The sequence below is a fragment of the Paenibacillus sp. FSL W8-0426 genome, assembly GCF_037969725.1.
GTDB classification, from domain to species: Bacteria; Bacillota; Bacilli; order Paenibacillales; family Paenibacillaceae; genus Paenibacillus; species Paenibacillus hubeiensis.
On the sequence record NZ_CP150203.1, the window covers coordinates 899,793 to 915,905 of the forward strand.

Genomic DNA, 16,113 nt, shown 5'->3' on the forward strand with positions numbered 1-16,113 from the left:
TCCTCGAATGCACCTTTGGGAACCTCTTCGGGCCCAGGTGCCCTTCCGGGAATGCTTTTTTTCGTTCCAATGACATGTTGAAGGACTCACCTAAGTTCCAATGATGCTAACTCCGCAGCTGTGGATACTTGGCAGCGACTTGCTCTAGGATCATAGGACATAGGAAATGCTCCCCGAAGGGTTTAGATTTTTCGGATCAAGGTTACAAAAGGAGAGAGTGAGAACCTTGGAAACGTCACATAGGAAAAAGACCCCGAATACGAACACGTTATCAGTTTAGGAGGAATGGATCATGGCGAATCTGGATCAGTATACGATGCAGGACCCGACTACTCAGTATCCGAAGGCGACGAAAGAATGGAAGCAGCAGCAGGATGAACCCGGACTGCAGCGGGAGATGACGCCGATCCCCGATTGCGGGGAGAAAAGCTACCGGGGCAGCGGACGCTTGACAGGACGCAAGGCCGTCGTAACGGGAGCGGACAGCGGGATCGGCCGTGCGGCGGCCATTGCGTTTGCACGCGAAGGAGCGGATGTATTGCTATCTTATCTTCCCGAGGAAGAAGCAGATGCCAAGGAAGTCGTTACTTTAATCGAGGAAGCAGGGCGCAAGGCCATCGCGATGCCGGGCGACCTGAAGGACGAGGCTTACTGCGAGCAATTGATCGAAGCTGCGGTGGAGAAGCTGGGAGGCATCGACATTTTGGCCAATGTGGCCGGCAAACAGCAGTACGTGGAGCAGATCGCCGACCTGACGACGGAGCAGTTTGACGCCACGTTCAAAACGAATGTGTACTCCATGTTCTGGCTCTGCAAAGCCGCGGTCAAACATATGAAGCCGGGCAGCTCCATCATCAATACGTCTTCCATCCAGGCCTACAAACCGTCGCCGATCCTGCTGGACTATGCGACAACCAAGGCGGCGATCAATACGTTCAGCAAGGCGCTCGCCCAGCAGGTCGGCAGCAAGGGGATCCGCGTCAACGTTATTGCGCCCGGACCCGTATGGACGCCGCTTCAGGTGGTCGGCGGTCAGCCGGTCGAGAAGCTTGCCGAGTTCGGTTCCAATACGCCGCTCGGCCGTGCGGGCCAGCCCGCAGAAATGGCACCCGCATTCGTATTTCTGGCGAGCCAGGAGTCCAGTTACGTCAGCGGCGAAACGCTGAACGCCAACGGCGGAACGGTAAGTCCTTAAGGGCGTTCTCTCCAAGCGACGCATGAAAATGAATCGGGTTCACCACAACTCCCCTCTACCGTAAAGGCAGAGGGGAGTTTTTGGTTGCGGCCGTCTGCATGCCCAGCATTAAGGTTAAAGAACGACGTAACTGCCGAGCGTGGCTAAGGTGATCGTTTCCAACAACGCTTCGTCCTGGATTCAGAAACGATGGGAACGGAACAAGGGAGAAGCAATGGGTTTTATTTTTTGTAGGTGACTGTAAGCGTTAACGTGTTATAATGGACTATAGTTGTATACAAGTATTCTGAGTAAATTCTAAAACGTTTTCCGCCAGTCCTTGTTTATTTCCGTCTGTAAATCCGTTCATCTTATCCAAGCCGAAAGAGAGGAATTTCCATGATCAGACCATCGGAAGACCAGCAATATTACGAGTTGACCAGCCCAACGAGCCTGCCCAAAGCTTCGGGATTTTTGTGGAACGAAAAAATGATGATCCACATGAATTGCCGTGGGTACGCCGTAGCGCAATTCATGCAGCCGGAACCGGCCAAATATTCGCATGCGCCGAACCTGGAGGCCAAGACGTTCATGCAGCCGGAACAGCCGTATTATGCCCATCATCCGGGACGGTTCGTGTACGTAAAAGATGAAGTAAGCGGGGGCGTCTTTTCGGCACCGTATGAACCCGTGCGCAAACAGGCGGACAAATATGTCTTTTCCATCGGCAAGCATGATCTGCGTTGGCAAGTTGTAAGCGGTGACATCGAAGTGGAGATGGTTTTGACGCTGCCGAAGGCGGAGGCGATGGAGCTGTGGAGCGTGAAAGTGAAGAACCTGTCGTCCACGACGCGTAAGTTAAGCGTTTATCCGTATTTTACGGTGGGGTACATGTCCTGGATGAACCAGTCTGGCGAATATGCGGAGTCGCTGCAAGGCATCGTGTGTTCCTCGGTGACGCCATACCAGAAATACCAGGATTACGACAAAATCAAAACCTTTGCAGACAAAACCTTTTTGCTCGCAGATGAGCGGCCTGTCGCTTGGGAAGTTAACCAGGAAGCTTTTGAGGGCGAGGGGGGACTCCATGCCCCGTCCGCTCTTGAGGCCGACACGCTGGCTTGCGGAGACGCAAGATATGAGACGCCGACATGTGCCCTACAGTATCGACTGGAACTCGAAGCCGGGGCAGAGAAGGCGTATCGTTTCATCTTTGGCGCCGCCCACAATGAACAGGAGATTGGGCAGATTCGTCAGAAGTACTTTGTGGATGTAAACGGTCAAGGGATGAACGGTTTTGCTGCGGCCGGGCTGGAATATGCCGCCTATGTTGCGGAAGGTCAGGGAAATATCGAGATTAAAACACCCGATGAAGGGTTGAACAACTTCGTTAACCACTGGCTGCCGCGCCAGATGTACTATCACGGCCAAACGAACCGTTTGACGACAGATCCCCAAACCCGGAATTATCTGCAAGACAATATGGGCATGAGCTATATTCAGCCAAGCGTTGCGCGAGGGGCGTTTCTTACGGCACTTGAGCAGCAGAATGTCAGCGGCGCAATGCCTGACGGCATTATTTTGCACCCGGACGCCGAACTCAAATATATCAACCAGGTACCGCATACGGATCATTGCATCTGGCTGCCGGTATGCATGAGCACGTATCTGGATGAGACCAAGGATTACGGCATTTTGGATGAACAGGTCGGGTTTGCGGACAGCAAAGAGACGGCCACCGTTCTTGAACATATGCATCGTGCCATGCGTTGGCTAATTCAGGATCGCGACGACCGGGGACTGAACTACATCAACCAGGGCGACTGGTGCGATCCGATGAATATGGTCGGGTACAAGGGAAAAGGCGTATCCGGCTGGCTTACCATTGCTACGGCGTATGCGTTCAAGGTGTGGGCAAACATTTGCGAACAGGCAGGGCATGCGGAAGCAGCAGCCGAATTCCGGGAGGAAGCGGACAGAACCAACGAAATTGCCAATACGTATCTGTGGGACGGCAACTGGTATGCACGGGGGATAACCGACGACAACGTCGTATTCGGCATCAGCAAAGACAAGGAAGGGCGCATCTTCATCAACCCGCAAGGTTGGGCCCTGATGAGCGGCGCGGCTGATCCGGACAAACGGGAAAAGCTGATTCGCGCCGTGGAGGAACAATTGGAAACGCCATATGGCGTGGAAAAGCTGGCACCCTCCTTCACGGCGATGCGCGAGGATGTTGGACGCGTGACCCAGAAACATCCGGGCAGCGCGGAGAACGGAGCCGTATACAACCATGCTGCGGCGTTCTACATTTATGCATTGTATCTGGTCGGGGAAAAGGAGAACGCCTATCGTTTGCTGCGCAAAATGATTCCCGGTCCGGACCTGGACGATATCGTTCAACGGGGACAATTGCCTGTATTTATCCCGAACTATTACCGCGGTGCCTATCGCCAATTCCCGCGTACGGCAGGCCGGTCCAGCCATTTGTTCAACACGGGAACCGTCCCGTGGGTATACCGCTGCCTGATCGACGGGCTGTTCGGTTTGCAAGGCCATGCGGAAGGTCTGCTAGTGCGTCCACAATTGCCAGCAGACTGGAACGAGGCATCCGTGACGCGCAAGTTCCGCGGAGCGGTGCTGGAGGTGCAGATGAAGCGAAGCGAGAGTGTTCGCGAGCGGCAAGTATATGTGAACGGTAAGCCGATTGAAGGAGACGTGATCCGGGGGATTCAGGCCGGTGCCACGTATGACGTGTTGGTCAAGCTTCCGTTGTAGAGCGTCAGATTTACGTTATAAATACCCCAATGGGAAACATGGTGCACTTGGTGAAGACCAGATGGATTCATCAGGTGCACCTGTTGGGATTCGACATTATTTTCGGACATTTCCGAATGAAGGTAAATTATTGAAGTGAAGCAGGGTTTCACATATAATCAAAGAGATTCAAGAATTCGCATACATATTGGGGGAGATCATTCATGTTCGTAGGAAAAGGTTCAGTTCGTGAAATGTCCAATGATATCGACCGAGTCATTCGGGAAATCGACCAGATTACGCAATCCAAAATCGACCGGGTATCCGACAAAATCGACTCGGAATTGAACTCATGCGGCCGCGAGCTGTCCAACGCAGCAACAACCTTGACCCAGATTCGCCCATTGATCGACAGACTCGTTGCACAAGTGGGTCAGGATGCGCCGGATCACGTGCAAGTACTGGTTACATCCATCGCCCAAGAAGTGATGTCCAAAGTGATTGCGGCAGGCGGGAACATTGAAGAAGTCCAAAAGAACATCAAAGACGTGGACAAGCTCACCGATGAAATTGACAGCTTGACGGACGAAATCGATAAACTGACGAATAAAATCGACGAAATTACGGATAAGTATCAGAAATAAGCGGACATTTGAAAATGAAGGAGTGAATCCCTGATGAGCGAATATACTCCACCTGTGAGCCAGCCCAACTACATGTCCAATGGTTGGAACAATAAACAGGCCAAAGAAACGGCGATCAAAATCGATCACATTGCGGACAAAGCCAAGTTTGGCATTGAAGTACTCAGTACGGGACTCGTCGGCATCGATGCCCTGGAGAAGGAACTGATCGAGATGTCCCATGCTTCCCAGCCGCCTACCCAGGAGCAGATTCGCTCCTTGGCACATCGGCTGGATGCCCATCAGAAGCAAATTCAACAAGGTTTGGATCGAATTAAGGACATGATGACCGACATCGAAAAGGAAACGGATTCGTTTCAGCAGCCTCGTACGTCCTGGTAGTCGATGAAACGAAGATAAATAGAAGATAACGAAGAGAAGGTTATGTCGACCTTCTCTTTTTGATGTGGCGCGAAGAGAGGCCGCCGGTCTACGTAGGCCCAAATTTTTTATGAAGGAGCCGCCAGAAACCGGCCGAGGTCAATCAGAGCTATTTTTTTACCCGATACCAATAACGGTAGATCTCCTCGTATCCCAGCTTTTCGTATAACCGCCATGCCGGCGCATTGTCGGCAACGACCGCGAGGTAACTGAATTCGGCTCCTTGGGCTTTCCCCCAGTGAAGCAGGTGCAGGATCAGCTGCTCAGCCAGCCCTTGATTTCTGTGCTGTTTATCTGTCACGATATCATACAATCCGATATAACCGCGTTCGACGACTCCCAAGCCGCAGGCAACCACTTGATCGTTCACCAAAAGAGAGATGTACCCCGTCGTCGTGCGGATATTCGAGAGCATGCGTGTCATCGTAGAACCTTTTTTCTCGTCAACCGAATTGATTCTGCAAAAGGAATTCAGCCACGAATTTGTTGCATAAGTATCGATCCGTACATCAGAGTGCTGTGGCGTCTTGAGTCCGTCCAGGCTGCGAGTTTGAATGCTGGTCCGATCCAATAAGGAATACCCTTTCTCATCCAAAATGTTATCCAGATTTTCAGGATGAATAAATGGGGTGATTTTAAAGACGGTGGGTAACCCATTACGCTCGTACAATTGCTCACATGTTTTTATTTTTTCATGGATGTCGAGCGTGGAGGTGTATATGGGCTGTATGGAGTTGGCGCGTTTGGTGCATCCGTCCGCAAAGCGAAGCACCCATCCGTCAACAAACAGGGTGGACAAGGAAGGCCAGTGGCCAAGGGACAATTCCTCGATCATTTTGTGGGATGATGCGGCAGCGGGAAACATGGGATCGGCATACCTCCTGTTTTATAATGATAAATATACTAGTAAATAATAATACATATTATTGCATAAAAATTCAATTATGTGTACAAGCAGCTTTGAGTGCGAGGGCACGCGATATGAGGTACAATCAGGGTAGTCAGTACAGCGATGTGAACGGCATATTATGAACAGAAGTGGAGAAAACGATGTTTACGATTGAAGTGAAGGGCCAACTCATTCAGTGCCATCTGGAACTGGGCAAACGCAAAAAGGTATCCATCAGCCTGGACCTGCCCTACATGGTGACGATCAAGGCACCCAATGGCATCACAGAAGAGAAGATCGGAGAACTCGTGCGGCAGCACGGGGATGTCATTTTGCAGCGATCGGCCTTGATGCAGGAAGCGCTGGACGGACCGCAGCCTCGGACCTATCAGGACGAAGGAACGTTTATGTGGCTTGGCAAGGAGCATGCCTTGCATGAACTCATTGATGTGGAAGGTTTGGAAGAGGACGAGCTGCGGGTGCGTTTGAAAAAGTTTTATTTTGCCGAATGTAAACGGGTCATTGGGGAACGCATCGGTGCGTTTCAACAGGCGCTGAAGGTAAAGCCGAAGTCCATGGATATCGTGGAGTCGGCCACCAAATGGGGGAGCTGTAGTTGGGACAAAAAACTCACCTTTAACTATCGGCTTGCTATGGCTCCTGTAGACGTCATCGATTATGTCATCATCCATGAGCTGTGCCATATTCATCACATGAATCATGACCGTTCCTTTTGGCGGCTGGTAGGCAGCATAATGCCCGATTACGAGGAGAAGGAAGCGTATTTGCGAAGAAAAGGCCAGGCAATGACGCTCTAACAAACGGTATGATTGCATGGTGGAGCATCCAGTGAAAAATGACCTAAGTTTGATCCAATCACACTTTGTTAAGGAGGCACAGGCACATGACAGGGAAAAATCCAACCTCGGTTGAAGTCGACGAATATATTGCGGGATTCCCGCCAGAAGTGAAGGCCAAATTACAAACGATGCGTGAGCTGATCCGGGAGATTGCCCCGCAGGCGGAAGAGAAAATAAGCTACAAAATGCCGACGTATGCCCTGCATGGCAATCTGGTTCATTTTGCCGGATACGCGAAACATATTGGATTCTACCCTGCGCCGAGCGGGATTGAAGAATTCAAACAGGAGTTGTCGGCCTATAAAGGGGCCAAAGGCTCCGTGCAATTCCCGTTGGATCAACCATTGCCGGAAGCGCTGATCCGCCGCATCGTGGCGTTCCGGGTGAAGGAAAACGAAGAGAAGGCCCGGCAGAAGAAGCAGGGCAAGTAGTCGTCAAACAGACAGGTTGAGGATGGACAAGCGCAATCCGGCGCTCAAATCCTGGTTGCGAGATCATCAGGTGGAGCACATCTTTATCATTGGGTTCAACACGGAATATTGCTGTTTGTTTACGGCTATTGCGGCCGAGCATGAGGGTTTCAAGGTTACGCTGATCGAAGATGCGACAGGTACGGTAAATACGGCGGAGACGTATGAAATGCCGGGGCTCGACATTCAGGATTTCATCGGCTCGGTTCTGAATTGGTCCGGCTGCATCGAGGTTTTGTATGTAGACGAGTACCGAGAGTTGTACTCCAAATAATATCCGTTACATCAGGAATCGTTGGATCGGATCACTGGATAAAGACGAAATCCAGACTGCCTTCTTTCGTTGCGAAGGTGGTCTATTTGTGCGTGGCGCCGATTCAGCGATTTTTCAGCTTGAGCCCTTATAATACGTACCGAAATCCTGCATTCGAAAAGGAGTTTTGGCATGGCTAAGGTGATCCATAAGGGGCTCTATCTGATTCTTGCTTTGTTTATCGGACTGTTTATCGCATCAACCTTCGTCGTTCGGGCGCAGTACAATTATGCCGCTTACGGTGACAATCCGATTCTGGGATCGCAGCAATGGGGCATTTTCATCCCGCTCCTGATCGTGCTGTCGCTCGCCAGTGTGGTTATGTACCGACTGTGTCTGAAGCTGAACCGGTTTCGTCCAGTGGTCGTTATTCCTGTCGTGCTGCTGGCGTCCTCCGCCGTTCAGACCGCGATCATTTTTTGGTTTCCGCGCGTGCCGACGGACGATTCGCAGACGGTGCTTTCGCTGGCGATGGACATGCTGTATGACCAGGACTATTCCTCGTTTGATACGACTGGTTATCTGCACATGTTTCCGTTCAACTATTCGATCGTATTGATTTTGAAAACCTTGCTGTACCTATTTCCGGATAACTATCTGGTCATCAAGCTGTTTAACATTTTGTGCACGCTCGTAACGACGTTAATGATCTATCTCATCTATAAACAACTCCATGCCAAATCGGGCGGGCGTGATTACGGGGTTCTTGTCCTGGCAGCAACTTACCTGCCTGCCTTATTTATGAACAACTTGATCTATAACGATGTTATTGCCACCGCGCTGCTTACGTCGAGCCTGTACTTCCTGATCCGGTTCCTGAAGGAGAAAACGTACAAGTGGGTCGTCGCTGCCGCCATCTTGTTGGCCCTTGGCAACGACCTGCGCAGCATCGGCGCGATTGTGTTGATCGCGGCAATCCTTTGTATTCTTTTAAATATCAGGAGCCTTGGCTTCCAAAAATTCATGATTTCCATCGGCGTGCTCGCGCTTTTATTTAATGTCCCGGGGTGGACGCAGAAATGGGCACTGCAATCCGTCGTGAATGAGCCTGTCGGCGAAAACGCCGCTCCCGTCTATATGTGGTTGAACATGGGGATTAACCTGGAGCGCTTCGGGTTCTGGGATAACCGGGAAAGCTACGCCATCTACCAGAGAGAGGCGAATTATAACAAAGCCGAAAGTACGGTGTTGTTCAAGCAGGAGATCGAACGAAAGCTGTCGGAAGCCAGCGCGGGCGACCTTGTGAGGATGTATACGAAAAAACTCATTTGGACCTGGACCGAAGGAACTTACCAAATGGATCGGTACGGCATCGGCAATGGCAGTTCGTTTGGCATGGGCAGAGGTGGGGGCGGAATCGACGGTTCCTATAGTTATGCCACTGCCGCCACGGATTGGTTCCAAGGGGATTCGGCACCTCGAATCGGCATTTTGTGGGTGGTATACACCATGAACGTGCTGATTTATGTTTTCGTGCTCGTCCGGTTAATCGGCGGAATTCGGGCCAAGAGATATGACGAGGTTTCGTTGATATTGGTTATTCTCGGGTTTATCGGATTTTATTTGCTCTGGGAAATCAAATCGAGGTATCTTTTTCCGGTGTACCCGCTGCTGCTCGTGCTTGCTTATATGGGATTCAAAGATGCGCATGACTCGATATTCCGAAGAAAACTTGGCGGGGAACGCATTTCCCACGGAAAAGGTGATTCATATGCGAAGTAAAGCACTGTTCACATTGTTGATATCGGCCCTTATCGGCTGTTCCGTCCTGCTCACGGCTTGCGATGCCATCACGGCCCAGAATATTGAGAGAACCGGCGCTCCCGGTCAGGGAATGAACGGATTTCCCGGCATGAATGGCGGGGGTGGCATAGATGGTGGCGGCCAAGGCATGAGCAGAGGCGGCCGCATGAACGGCGGCGGAACGAATGGCCGAAACGGCGATGGTGCCGAAGCGATGCAAGGCATGATGGATGCCGACGTTACGGGTCGGATCGTCTCCATAGAGGGTGGCACGATTACGGTGGATCTGTTGGAACAGGAGCAAACGGATGCGACGTCCAATCAAGGGCGACAATGGAATCCGGCAGACGGAAATACAGGGCTGAAAGAAACCGGTGTAGAAATGAAAATCAGCGTCAGCGACGACGTTCAGATCAGTCGGGGGATGACCATGGGCGGTCCGAATAACCGATCCGACTCCAGTGACGACATGTCATTGTCCGACCTGAAAACAGGCGATGTCATTCGTTTATGGTACAAGGACAACACCGAAACGGCAGCACGAATCGTTGTTCAATCCTAGGTTGAGGTAATGGCCATTGCCATATCGATAACTTGTGGATTATTATGGAAGTAACTTTGTTTCCCGAAGGGAGTGAGCGTCATGAAACGACGGGCTAAGATGATGCCAAAAGCGACTACAATTAAGGTGATCGTGAACTGAATAGATGGGTGGACCGACGAGGACAGAACGAAGTGAAAGCTGCTTCGGTTGGTTATTTGGAGTCTGCCGAGATATAGGGATATAACTGCTCATTTTCCTGGTGTTGATGAGGTTTGTTTGCTTATGCATTTTGCAACTTCCTCGTGCATCACGAATTTTTAAGCCGCAGGCATAGCCTGCGGCTTTTTGCGCGCAAAAATAGTCGTTCGGACTTTGCAAGAAACCTACATTAAACGGTCAAGAAGGAGAACTGCCCATGCTAAAGTTAAAATATTTATTTAATAACACCGATCTCGCCGAGATGATCTTGAAAAATTGGAGTTACGATCCCGAGTCTCTGGACATGTTCCGGTATTACCGCATATCCTCTAATGCCGTATATCCGTTCAGGGACCAGGGAGAGACTCGCTTGCTTCGTTTCGCCCCGGTTCAGGAAAAAGATAAAACCAATCTATACGCCGAACTGGAGGTTCTCGTCTATCTTCGACAGCGTGACTATGGGGCGATGGAGGCGGTGCCTTCCCATGCAGGAACAAAGCTCGCGGAGGTCAGCACACCATGGGGCACGTACTACGCTTCCGTGTTCAAGCGGGTACCCGGCACGCAGCTGAGCAGTACGGTTCTAAGCGACCAGGCCATATACAGCTATGGTCAGGCGCTAGGCAAGCTTCATCAACTGAGCCGGGATTATACGCCGGTGCAGGCTAAACGCTGGAGTTATGCCGATGTGCTGGACTGGATGCAGGAGGTTCTGAGGGAATTTCCGGATGAGACCCATGCCGCTCATGAAGTGGAGTTGCTCCGTACACATTTGGCAGCATGGCCGGTGACCAAGCTCAATTACGGATGTATTCATTATGACTTTGAGCCGGATAATGTCTTCTATGACGAAGAAAGTCAGTCTTGTTACGCCATTGACTTCGATGACGCCATGTACCACTGGTATGCGATGGATGTGGAACAGAGTCTGGATAGTTTGCGTGATGAGATTGAGCCGGAGCGTTGGGAACAGGCAAAGCAGACGTTCATGCAGGGGTACTGGGCCGAATCAGGAGACTCCTATGACATGGAATCCATGTTCCCGGCTTGCAGGCGCTTTGCTAATGTGTATCGGTATGTACGTATGCTGCGGTCTGCGGCAGAACGGTGGACACATGAGCCGGATTGGATGAACGGCCTAAGATCAAGGCTGGCTGAACGGATGAAGGAAGCGGCGAAGGGATTTGGCCAGAGGATTTAAATTTAAAGTCGATCCCAAGAAAGAGCACAGGCTATTCCCGGTAAAAGGGAGGGGCTTGTGCTCTTTCTTTTCATGGATCATGAAATCTAGTACAGATTCAGATCAAAATCAGGCTCACACATATAATCAATCGGGTAGAGGTCGTCCCGAGCGGAGATCAACGCGCGGAAGTGGAGGTAGAGAGGACGAGGATGTTCCGCAACACCACCAACACGATCAGGAGCAAGCTCTGCTACCACGAAAACATCCTCGGCATTTGTGCATTTATAGATGACATTCTTTGGATTGCACACTTCCTCCATATAACTGTAAGTCATGACATGAAATGATCGGCCGCGCCAATTCGTCTTAATCACACTAAAGGACTGCGTCCGTACAAGATCAAGGTAACGCTCCAGCGGAAACGTATGCTCAAATTGAGTAATATATCCTTTATGATCCACATCAATCGTATATTCCACATCATAGCTTTCGTGAAATTCTTCCTTGTACGTTCCCTTCATCATCGTCATCGCATCAAAATGCGATCCGAAATTAAGGTCTTCTATGTAAGGGATGGCGATGAGTTCAGGATCAACATGATCGGTAATTTGGCTGTTGCTGGAAGCACCCTTGCTAAAGCGGGATGGCTGAAGTTCAATCGATCCAATCATACTTCCCGGAAAACCGGGACTGCAGCTTATTCGCATAGTCATCTCCTTCGTTGTTAGTCAGTAATTAGACGAACAGGTGAGCAGAAAGTTTCACCAGAATAAGGAAATGGAGATTCGTTATGGGTGCACAATACTCTATCGTCGAGCAACGACAGTGACTTTCGAGCCCTATACTCACCCTCATTCTTGTAGTTGGGTAGCGTGTTGTTCCCGATATTGCTGCGGCGTGATGCCGAAGTGATCCTGAAATTTTTTATAAAAAAAACTGAGGTTGCTGTGTCCCGTGCTGCTGGCAATGTCATAGATCGGGCGATCGGTATTCGCGAGCAGGAACGAACAATAGTTCAGTTTTTCGCTCTGGACCAGATCTTTGAACGTCTGGCCGGTCGTTTTTTTGATCAAGGTGGACAAATAGTTGGGATTGAAATTGAAATGGTCTGCGGTGGATGTAAGGGTGCAGTCCATATAATGATTCTCGATGTATTTCAGAATCTCGATGATCGTCACCTTGTTCTGCGTCAGTGTGCGGGGGCGATTCGTATCATACTGAAACACACGCAGCAGTTCATAAAAGATCAGGAGCATATAGGAATCCATCATTTCGGACGAGCCGAGGGACTGGTCATAATATTCACAGAGCAACTGTCTCATCAGGATGGGAATGTTGGCGTTATTCTCTGAGTGAAAAATAATGTAACGATTGTGATTCTGCCGATCCGAAATCGCGCTTGCCAGAAAGTGAGACAAAATGCCGTTGTTCGCCAACTTGCTCAGAAACGAAGAGGAGAAGTACTTCTTACGAATCAGGATGTTGATGATCACATCGTCCTCCGAAGTGGGCAGAATGGCGTGAGGCACACCTGTATCTACAATACAGATCTGTCCTTGCTTTAACGTGACCTTTTTTCCATTAATGATCTGAGCGCACTGACCCGAATACACGAAGCTGAGTTCAATAAAGGTGTGAATATGAAGCGGCACCTCGGCAAATCGCGTGTGTTTGGAAATCGTGATGTTGTCTTTTTCTGCAATCATGTCCTGAAACACATAGACTTCCTGTCCATCATGAACGATTTTTTTTAGTGAATCATAGGTGGCAGAGCGGGAGGATGGACGAGTCTGATAATGCAACTCCCTGTCTGTAAGTGTACGAAGCTTCACATCCAATTGATCATGGTTCATTTCTGGCGTCTCCATTCGGCTGAAGTTTGTAGGTAACCATAACATCTGAATTTATGATAGTCAATATGTACTGTTTTGATATTTCAGTCTTTATTTGAAAGCGCTATATTAAAAGTGTGAAACAGAATATTATCTTTATTTATGTTTATATACATCTGTTTTTGACGTATTTATAAGTTTTTATGCGCTTGTTTGTATTTGTATTTGGTTTTATCCGTCTTTCTATAATATGTAATTTTGATACTAATTTGAGTTAAATCTGATAGTAGACAACAAAGTTGTTCGCATTGCAGAAAGGAAGGATGTAGGGTGAGAAAGATTAACGAAGTATTGGAAAACCGGGAGGATAATTATATTCTGCCTTTCTTCTGGCAGCACGGTGAGGAGGAGCATGTACTGCGTGAGCATATGCAGGTCATAGACGAGAGCGGAATCAAGGCAGTTTGTGTGGAATCCCGCCCTCACCCGGATTTTGTCGGACCCCGTTGGTGGGCAGATCTGGACATTATTATGGATGAGGCGCGTAACCGGAACATGAAAGTGTGGATTCTGGACGATGCTCATTTTCCTACAGGATACGCGGCAGGAAGAATCAAGGCGGACTATCCCCAGTACCAGAAACAGTTTCTGAAAGTACATCAGCAGGATTTCGTCGGACCGCAGCTGCAGGCGGGAATTACGGTGAAATGGGCGCTGCAGCGACCGGGTCAGAGAGGCATTAGTGTTGGTGTGGAGCAAGTGAAGTCGGATCAGGGGAGCGAACCAAAGGAAGCCTTCTCGGCTAAAGATCGGATTGTCGGGGTAGTGGCGGCTTGCAAAACAGGTCCCGATGAGATTGATCCGGACTCCCTGGTTGATCTGACCGCACAACTGCACGAAGGAACGGTGTACTGGGATCTGCCGGAAGGGCGCTGGAGAATCTTCACGCTGGTTCTGACCTATGACGGAGGTGAGAAAGCAACCGAAGGATATCTCAACCCAATCGTACCAGAGGCGACGCAAGTACTGATTGATACGGTGTACGAGGCACATTATGACCGGTACAAGGCTGATTTTGGATCCACGCTGGCCGGTTTTTTCTCGGATGAGCCGAGGTTTGGCAATGTAAAAGGACCGTTGGCCTCCATAGGACGCATGGATATGATTCTTCCGTGGCGTGAGGATCTGCCTGACATGTTGAAGCAGCATATGCCGGATGAGGATGTGATTCGCTCGCTCCCCCTGTTATGGGCAAATGCAGGAGAGAAGGGCCATGAGATGCGCTATCGCTACATGGATCTGATCACCCGATTATACGCCGAACATTTTACGGACAGGCTGGGAGATTGGTGTCGCAGCCATCATGTAGAGTACATTGGGCACGTGATTGAAGACAATAACGCTCATGCGAGACTTGGTTATGGAGCAGGGCATTTCTATCGTAGTCTGTGGGGGCAGGATATGTCCGGCATTGACGTGGTGCTGCATCAGATTTTGCCGGGCATGGATGACGGCTATTACAAATCCTTCACATCAACCGGATGGGACGGAGAGTTCTTCCATTATGGGATGGCTAAAATGGGGACTTCACTCGGGCACCTGGACCCCAAGAAACAAGGACGGACCATGTGCGAGGTATATGGTGCTTATGGATTCGGAGAAGGTCTCAAGCTGATGAAATGGATTACAGACCATATGCTTGTGAGGGGGGTAAACCATTTTGTACCTCATGCATTTTCACCGAAAAAATACCCTGATCCGGACTGTCCGCCGCATTTATATGCCAACGGATATGACCCGCAGTATCGATATTTGCCAAAACTGACACATTACATGAACCGGGTAAGCCATCTGTTATCCGATGGGATGCATGTTGCGCCAGCGGCTATTCTATATCACGCAGAGGCCGAGTGGTCCGGAGAATATATGCTGTTCCAGAAACCAGCGAGAGAACTCACGCAGCATCAGATCGATTTTGACATCATCCCGGCTGAGCTTGTTGCTTCATCGCAGGTAGAAGGCGGAAAACTTCACATGAACGGAGAGCACTTCTCTGCCCTGATTATCCCTTATGCCGAGGCGTTGCCGAAGCATCTAATTGCTCAGCTTCATGCACATGTAGAAGCGGGTTTGCAGGTCTATTTCGTGGATGGACTGCCTGATCGCAGCAGCGAAGGGGAAGCTTGTGAAACCGAATTGTCAGTACTGGGTCAACATGAACGAGTAAGGATTGTTTCCATAGATGAACTTGCGGCACGGCTGTGGAGCGATGGCGTATATGAGATTTCCGTGTCTGAACACCAGCCGTACTTGCGTTACTATCACTATCGTCATGACGATGGCGATGTATATATGTTCTTCAATGAGGATCCGGCGAAAGCTATCGATACAACGATTGAAATTCCCGTGTTAGACGGAGTGAGCGAGGCTTTCATCTATGATGCTTTTGCCAATGCACTCTCCCCATTACAGGTTAGTATAGACGGGAACAAGCAGTCCTTCACTCTGAGACTTGAAAAGTATGAGTCTGTAATGATTGTGCAGGGTGCTGGACTGGCGGATCAGATTACAAAAGCTTCAAATACAGACCGTTCGTACCCGAAAGTGCAGGAGATCACGGGAGAGTGGAAACTTTCGTTGGCAACGGCCATGCAATACCCGGAATTCTCGGCGTTCGGGACGTGTACGGAACTTGCTTCTCTCGCCGTACCAGAGATGCTGCCAGACTTCTCGGGAACCGTAAAATATGAAATTGAGTTTGACATGGATGAAGTACCTGAAGCAGCCCGGCTGGTGATTAATGAGCCGTATGAAGTAGCTCAGGTTTGGCTGAATGGTCATGAGATCGGAACACGAATCTGTCCACCGTACGCGTACGACGCCAGCGGTTGTTTACAACCGAAGGGCAATAGACTTGTGATCGAAGTGACAAATACCCTTGTGAAGGAACAGCAAGACTTCCTGTCGCAATACTTGATTCAGGAACCGACAGGCATTGTAGGCAGCGTCTATTTACAATACTGAAAATGGATATGGATGAAAGTGTAAGAATGGATTGTTCATTCATATCGCACCTATAAGGAGTG

Annotated in this window: 14 protein-coding genes; 11 read left to right on the forward strand and 3 right to left on the reverse strand. The window is 49.8% G+C overall.

Annotated features, from left to right (window positions below; translation table 11 throughout):
- Window positions 1–292 precede the first annotated feature (292 nt).
- From MKY59_RS04110 to MKY59_RS04125, 4 genes are all read left to right on the forward strand, one after another.
- The gene (locus tag MKY59_RS04110; protein WP_339276128.1) at window positions 293–1,195 is read left to right on the forward strand and encodes an SDR family oxidoreductase; all 903 of its coding nucleotides are present in this window, start codon (window positions 293–295) and stop codon (window positions 1,193–1,195) included.
- 378 nt (window positions 1,196–1,573) lie between these two features.
- On the forward strand, window positions 1,574–3,952 hold the full coding sequence (locus MKY59_RS04115; RefSeq protein WP_339276129.1) for an NdvB protein: 2,379 nt from the start codon (window positions 1,574–1,576) through the stop codon (window positions 3,950–3,952).
- A gap of 203 nt (window positions 3,953–4,155) precedes the next feature.
- A complete protein-coding gene (locus tag MKY59_RS04120; protein WP_236420670.1) occupies window positions 4,156–4,575 on the forward strand; it encodes a hypothetical protein in 420 nt (139 codons plus the stop codon).
- 33 nt (window positions 4,576–4,608) lie between these two features.
- The gene (locus tag MKY59_RS04125; RefSeq protein WP_236420671.1) at window positions 4,609–4,956 is read left to right on the forward strand and encodes a hypothetical protein; all 348 of its coding nucleotides are present in this window, start codon (window positions 4,609–4,611) and stop codon (window positions 4,954–4,956) included.
- A 148-nt stretch (window positions 4,957–5,104) separates the two neighbouring features.
- Here MKY59_RS04125 and MKY59_RS04130 read toward each other — a convergent pair whose 3' ends face one another.
- The gene (locus MKY59_RS04130) at window positions 5,105–5,860 is read right to left on the reverse strand and encodes a GNAT family N-acetyltransferase (protein WP_339276130.1); all 756 of its coding nucleotides are present in this window, start codon (window positions 5,858–5,860) and stop codon (window positions 5,105–5,107) included.
- A gap of 185 nt (window positions 5,861–6,045) precedes the next feature.
- Between MKY59_RS04130 and MKY59_RS04135 the strand changes: the two genes are divergently transcribed.
- From MKY59_RS04135 to MKY59_RS04160, 6 genes are all read left to right on the forward strand, one after another.
- Window positions 6,046–6,702, forward strand: a complete 657-nt coding sequence (locus tag MKY59_RS04135; protein ID WP_236420673.1) for a SprT family zinc-dependent metalloprotease — start codon at window positions 6,046–6,048, stop codon at window positions 6,700–6,702.
- 86 nt (window positions 6,703–6,788) lie between these two features.
- Window positions 6,789–7,175, forward strand: coding sequence for a DUF1801 domain-containing protein (locus MKY59_RS04140; protein ID WP_236420674.1), 387 nt, complete (start codon window positions 6,789–6,791; stop codon window positions 7,173–7,175).
- Window positions 7,176–7,197: 22 nt separating this feature from the next.
- Complete coding sequence (locus MKY59_RS04145; RefSeq protein ID WP_339276132.1) at window positions 7,198–7,488, forward strand: isochorismatase family protein; 291 nt, start codon at window positions 7,198–7,200, stop codon at window positions 7,486–7,488.
- 171 nt (window positions 7,489–7,659) lie between these two features.
- Complete coding sequence (locus MKY59_RS04150; protein ID WP_339276133.1) at window positions 7,660–9,249, forward strand: glycosyltransferase family 39 protein; 1,590 nt, start codon at window positions 7,660–7,662, stop codon at window positions 9,247–9,249.
- Window positions 9,239–9,832: a hypothetical protein gene (locus MKY59_RS04155; RefSeq protein WP_236420677.1), complete on the forward strand. Its 594-nt coding sequence runs from the start codon at window positions 9,239–9,241 to the stop codon at window positions 9,830–9,832. Before MKY59_RS04150 ends, MKY59_RS04155 begins: the two co-directional genes overlap by 11 nt.
- Window positions 9,833–10,229: 397 nt before the next feature.
- Window positions 10,230–11,213 carry a phosphotransferase gene (locus MKY59_RS04160; protein WP_339276134.1) on the forward strand — a complete coding sequence of 328 codons (984 nt, stop codon included), beginning with the start codon at window positions 10,230–10,232 and terminating at the stop codon, window positions 11,211–11,213.
- A gap of 86 nt (window positions 11,214–11,299) precedes the next feature.
- On the opposite strand, the gene MKY59_RS04165 is transcribed toward MKY59_RS04160, so the two are convergent.
- Both MKY59_RS04165 and MKY59_RS04170 read right to left on the reverse strand, forming a co-directional pair.
- Window positions 11,300–11,866: a hypothetical protein gene (locus MKY59_RS04165; protein WP_339276135.1), complete on the reverse strand. Its 567-nt coding sequence runs from the start codon at window positions 11,864–11,866 to the stop codon at window positions 11,300–11,302.
- Between the two features lie 180 nt (window positions 11,867–12,046).
- Window positions 12,047–13,048 carry a helix-turn-helix domain-containing protein gene (locus MKY59_RS04170; protein ID WP_339276137.1) on the reverse strand — a complete coding sequence of 334 codons (1,002 nt, stop codon included), beginning with the start codon at window positions 13,046–13,048 and terminating at the stop codon, window positions 12,047–12,049.
- Window positions 13,049–13,357: 309 nt separating this feature from the next.
- On the opposite strand from MKY59_RS04170, the gene MKY59_RS04175 reads away from it, so the two are divergent.
- Window positions 13,358–16,051: a glycosyl hydrolase gene (locus MKY59_RS04175; protein ID WP_339276139.1), complete on the forward strand. Its 2,694-nt coding sequence runs from the start codon at window positions 13,358–13,360 to the stop codon at window positions 16,049–16,051.
- Window positions 16,052–16,113: the final 62 nt, after the last annotated feature.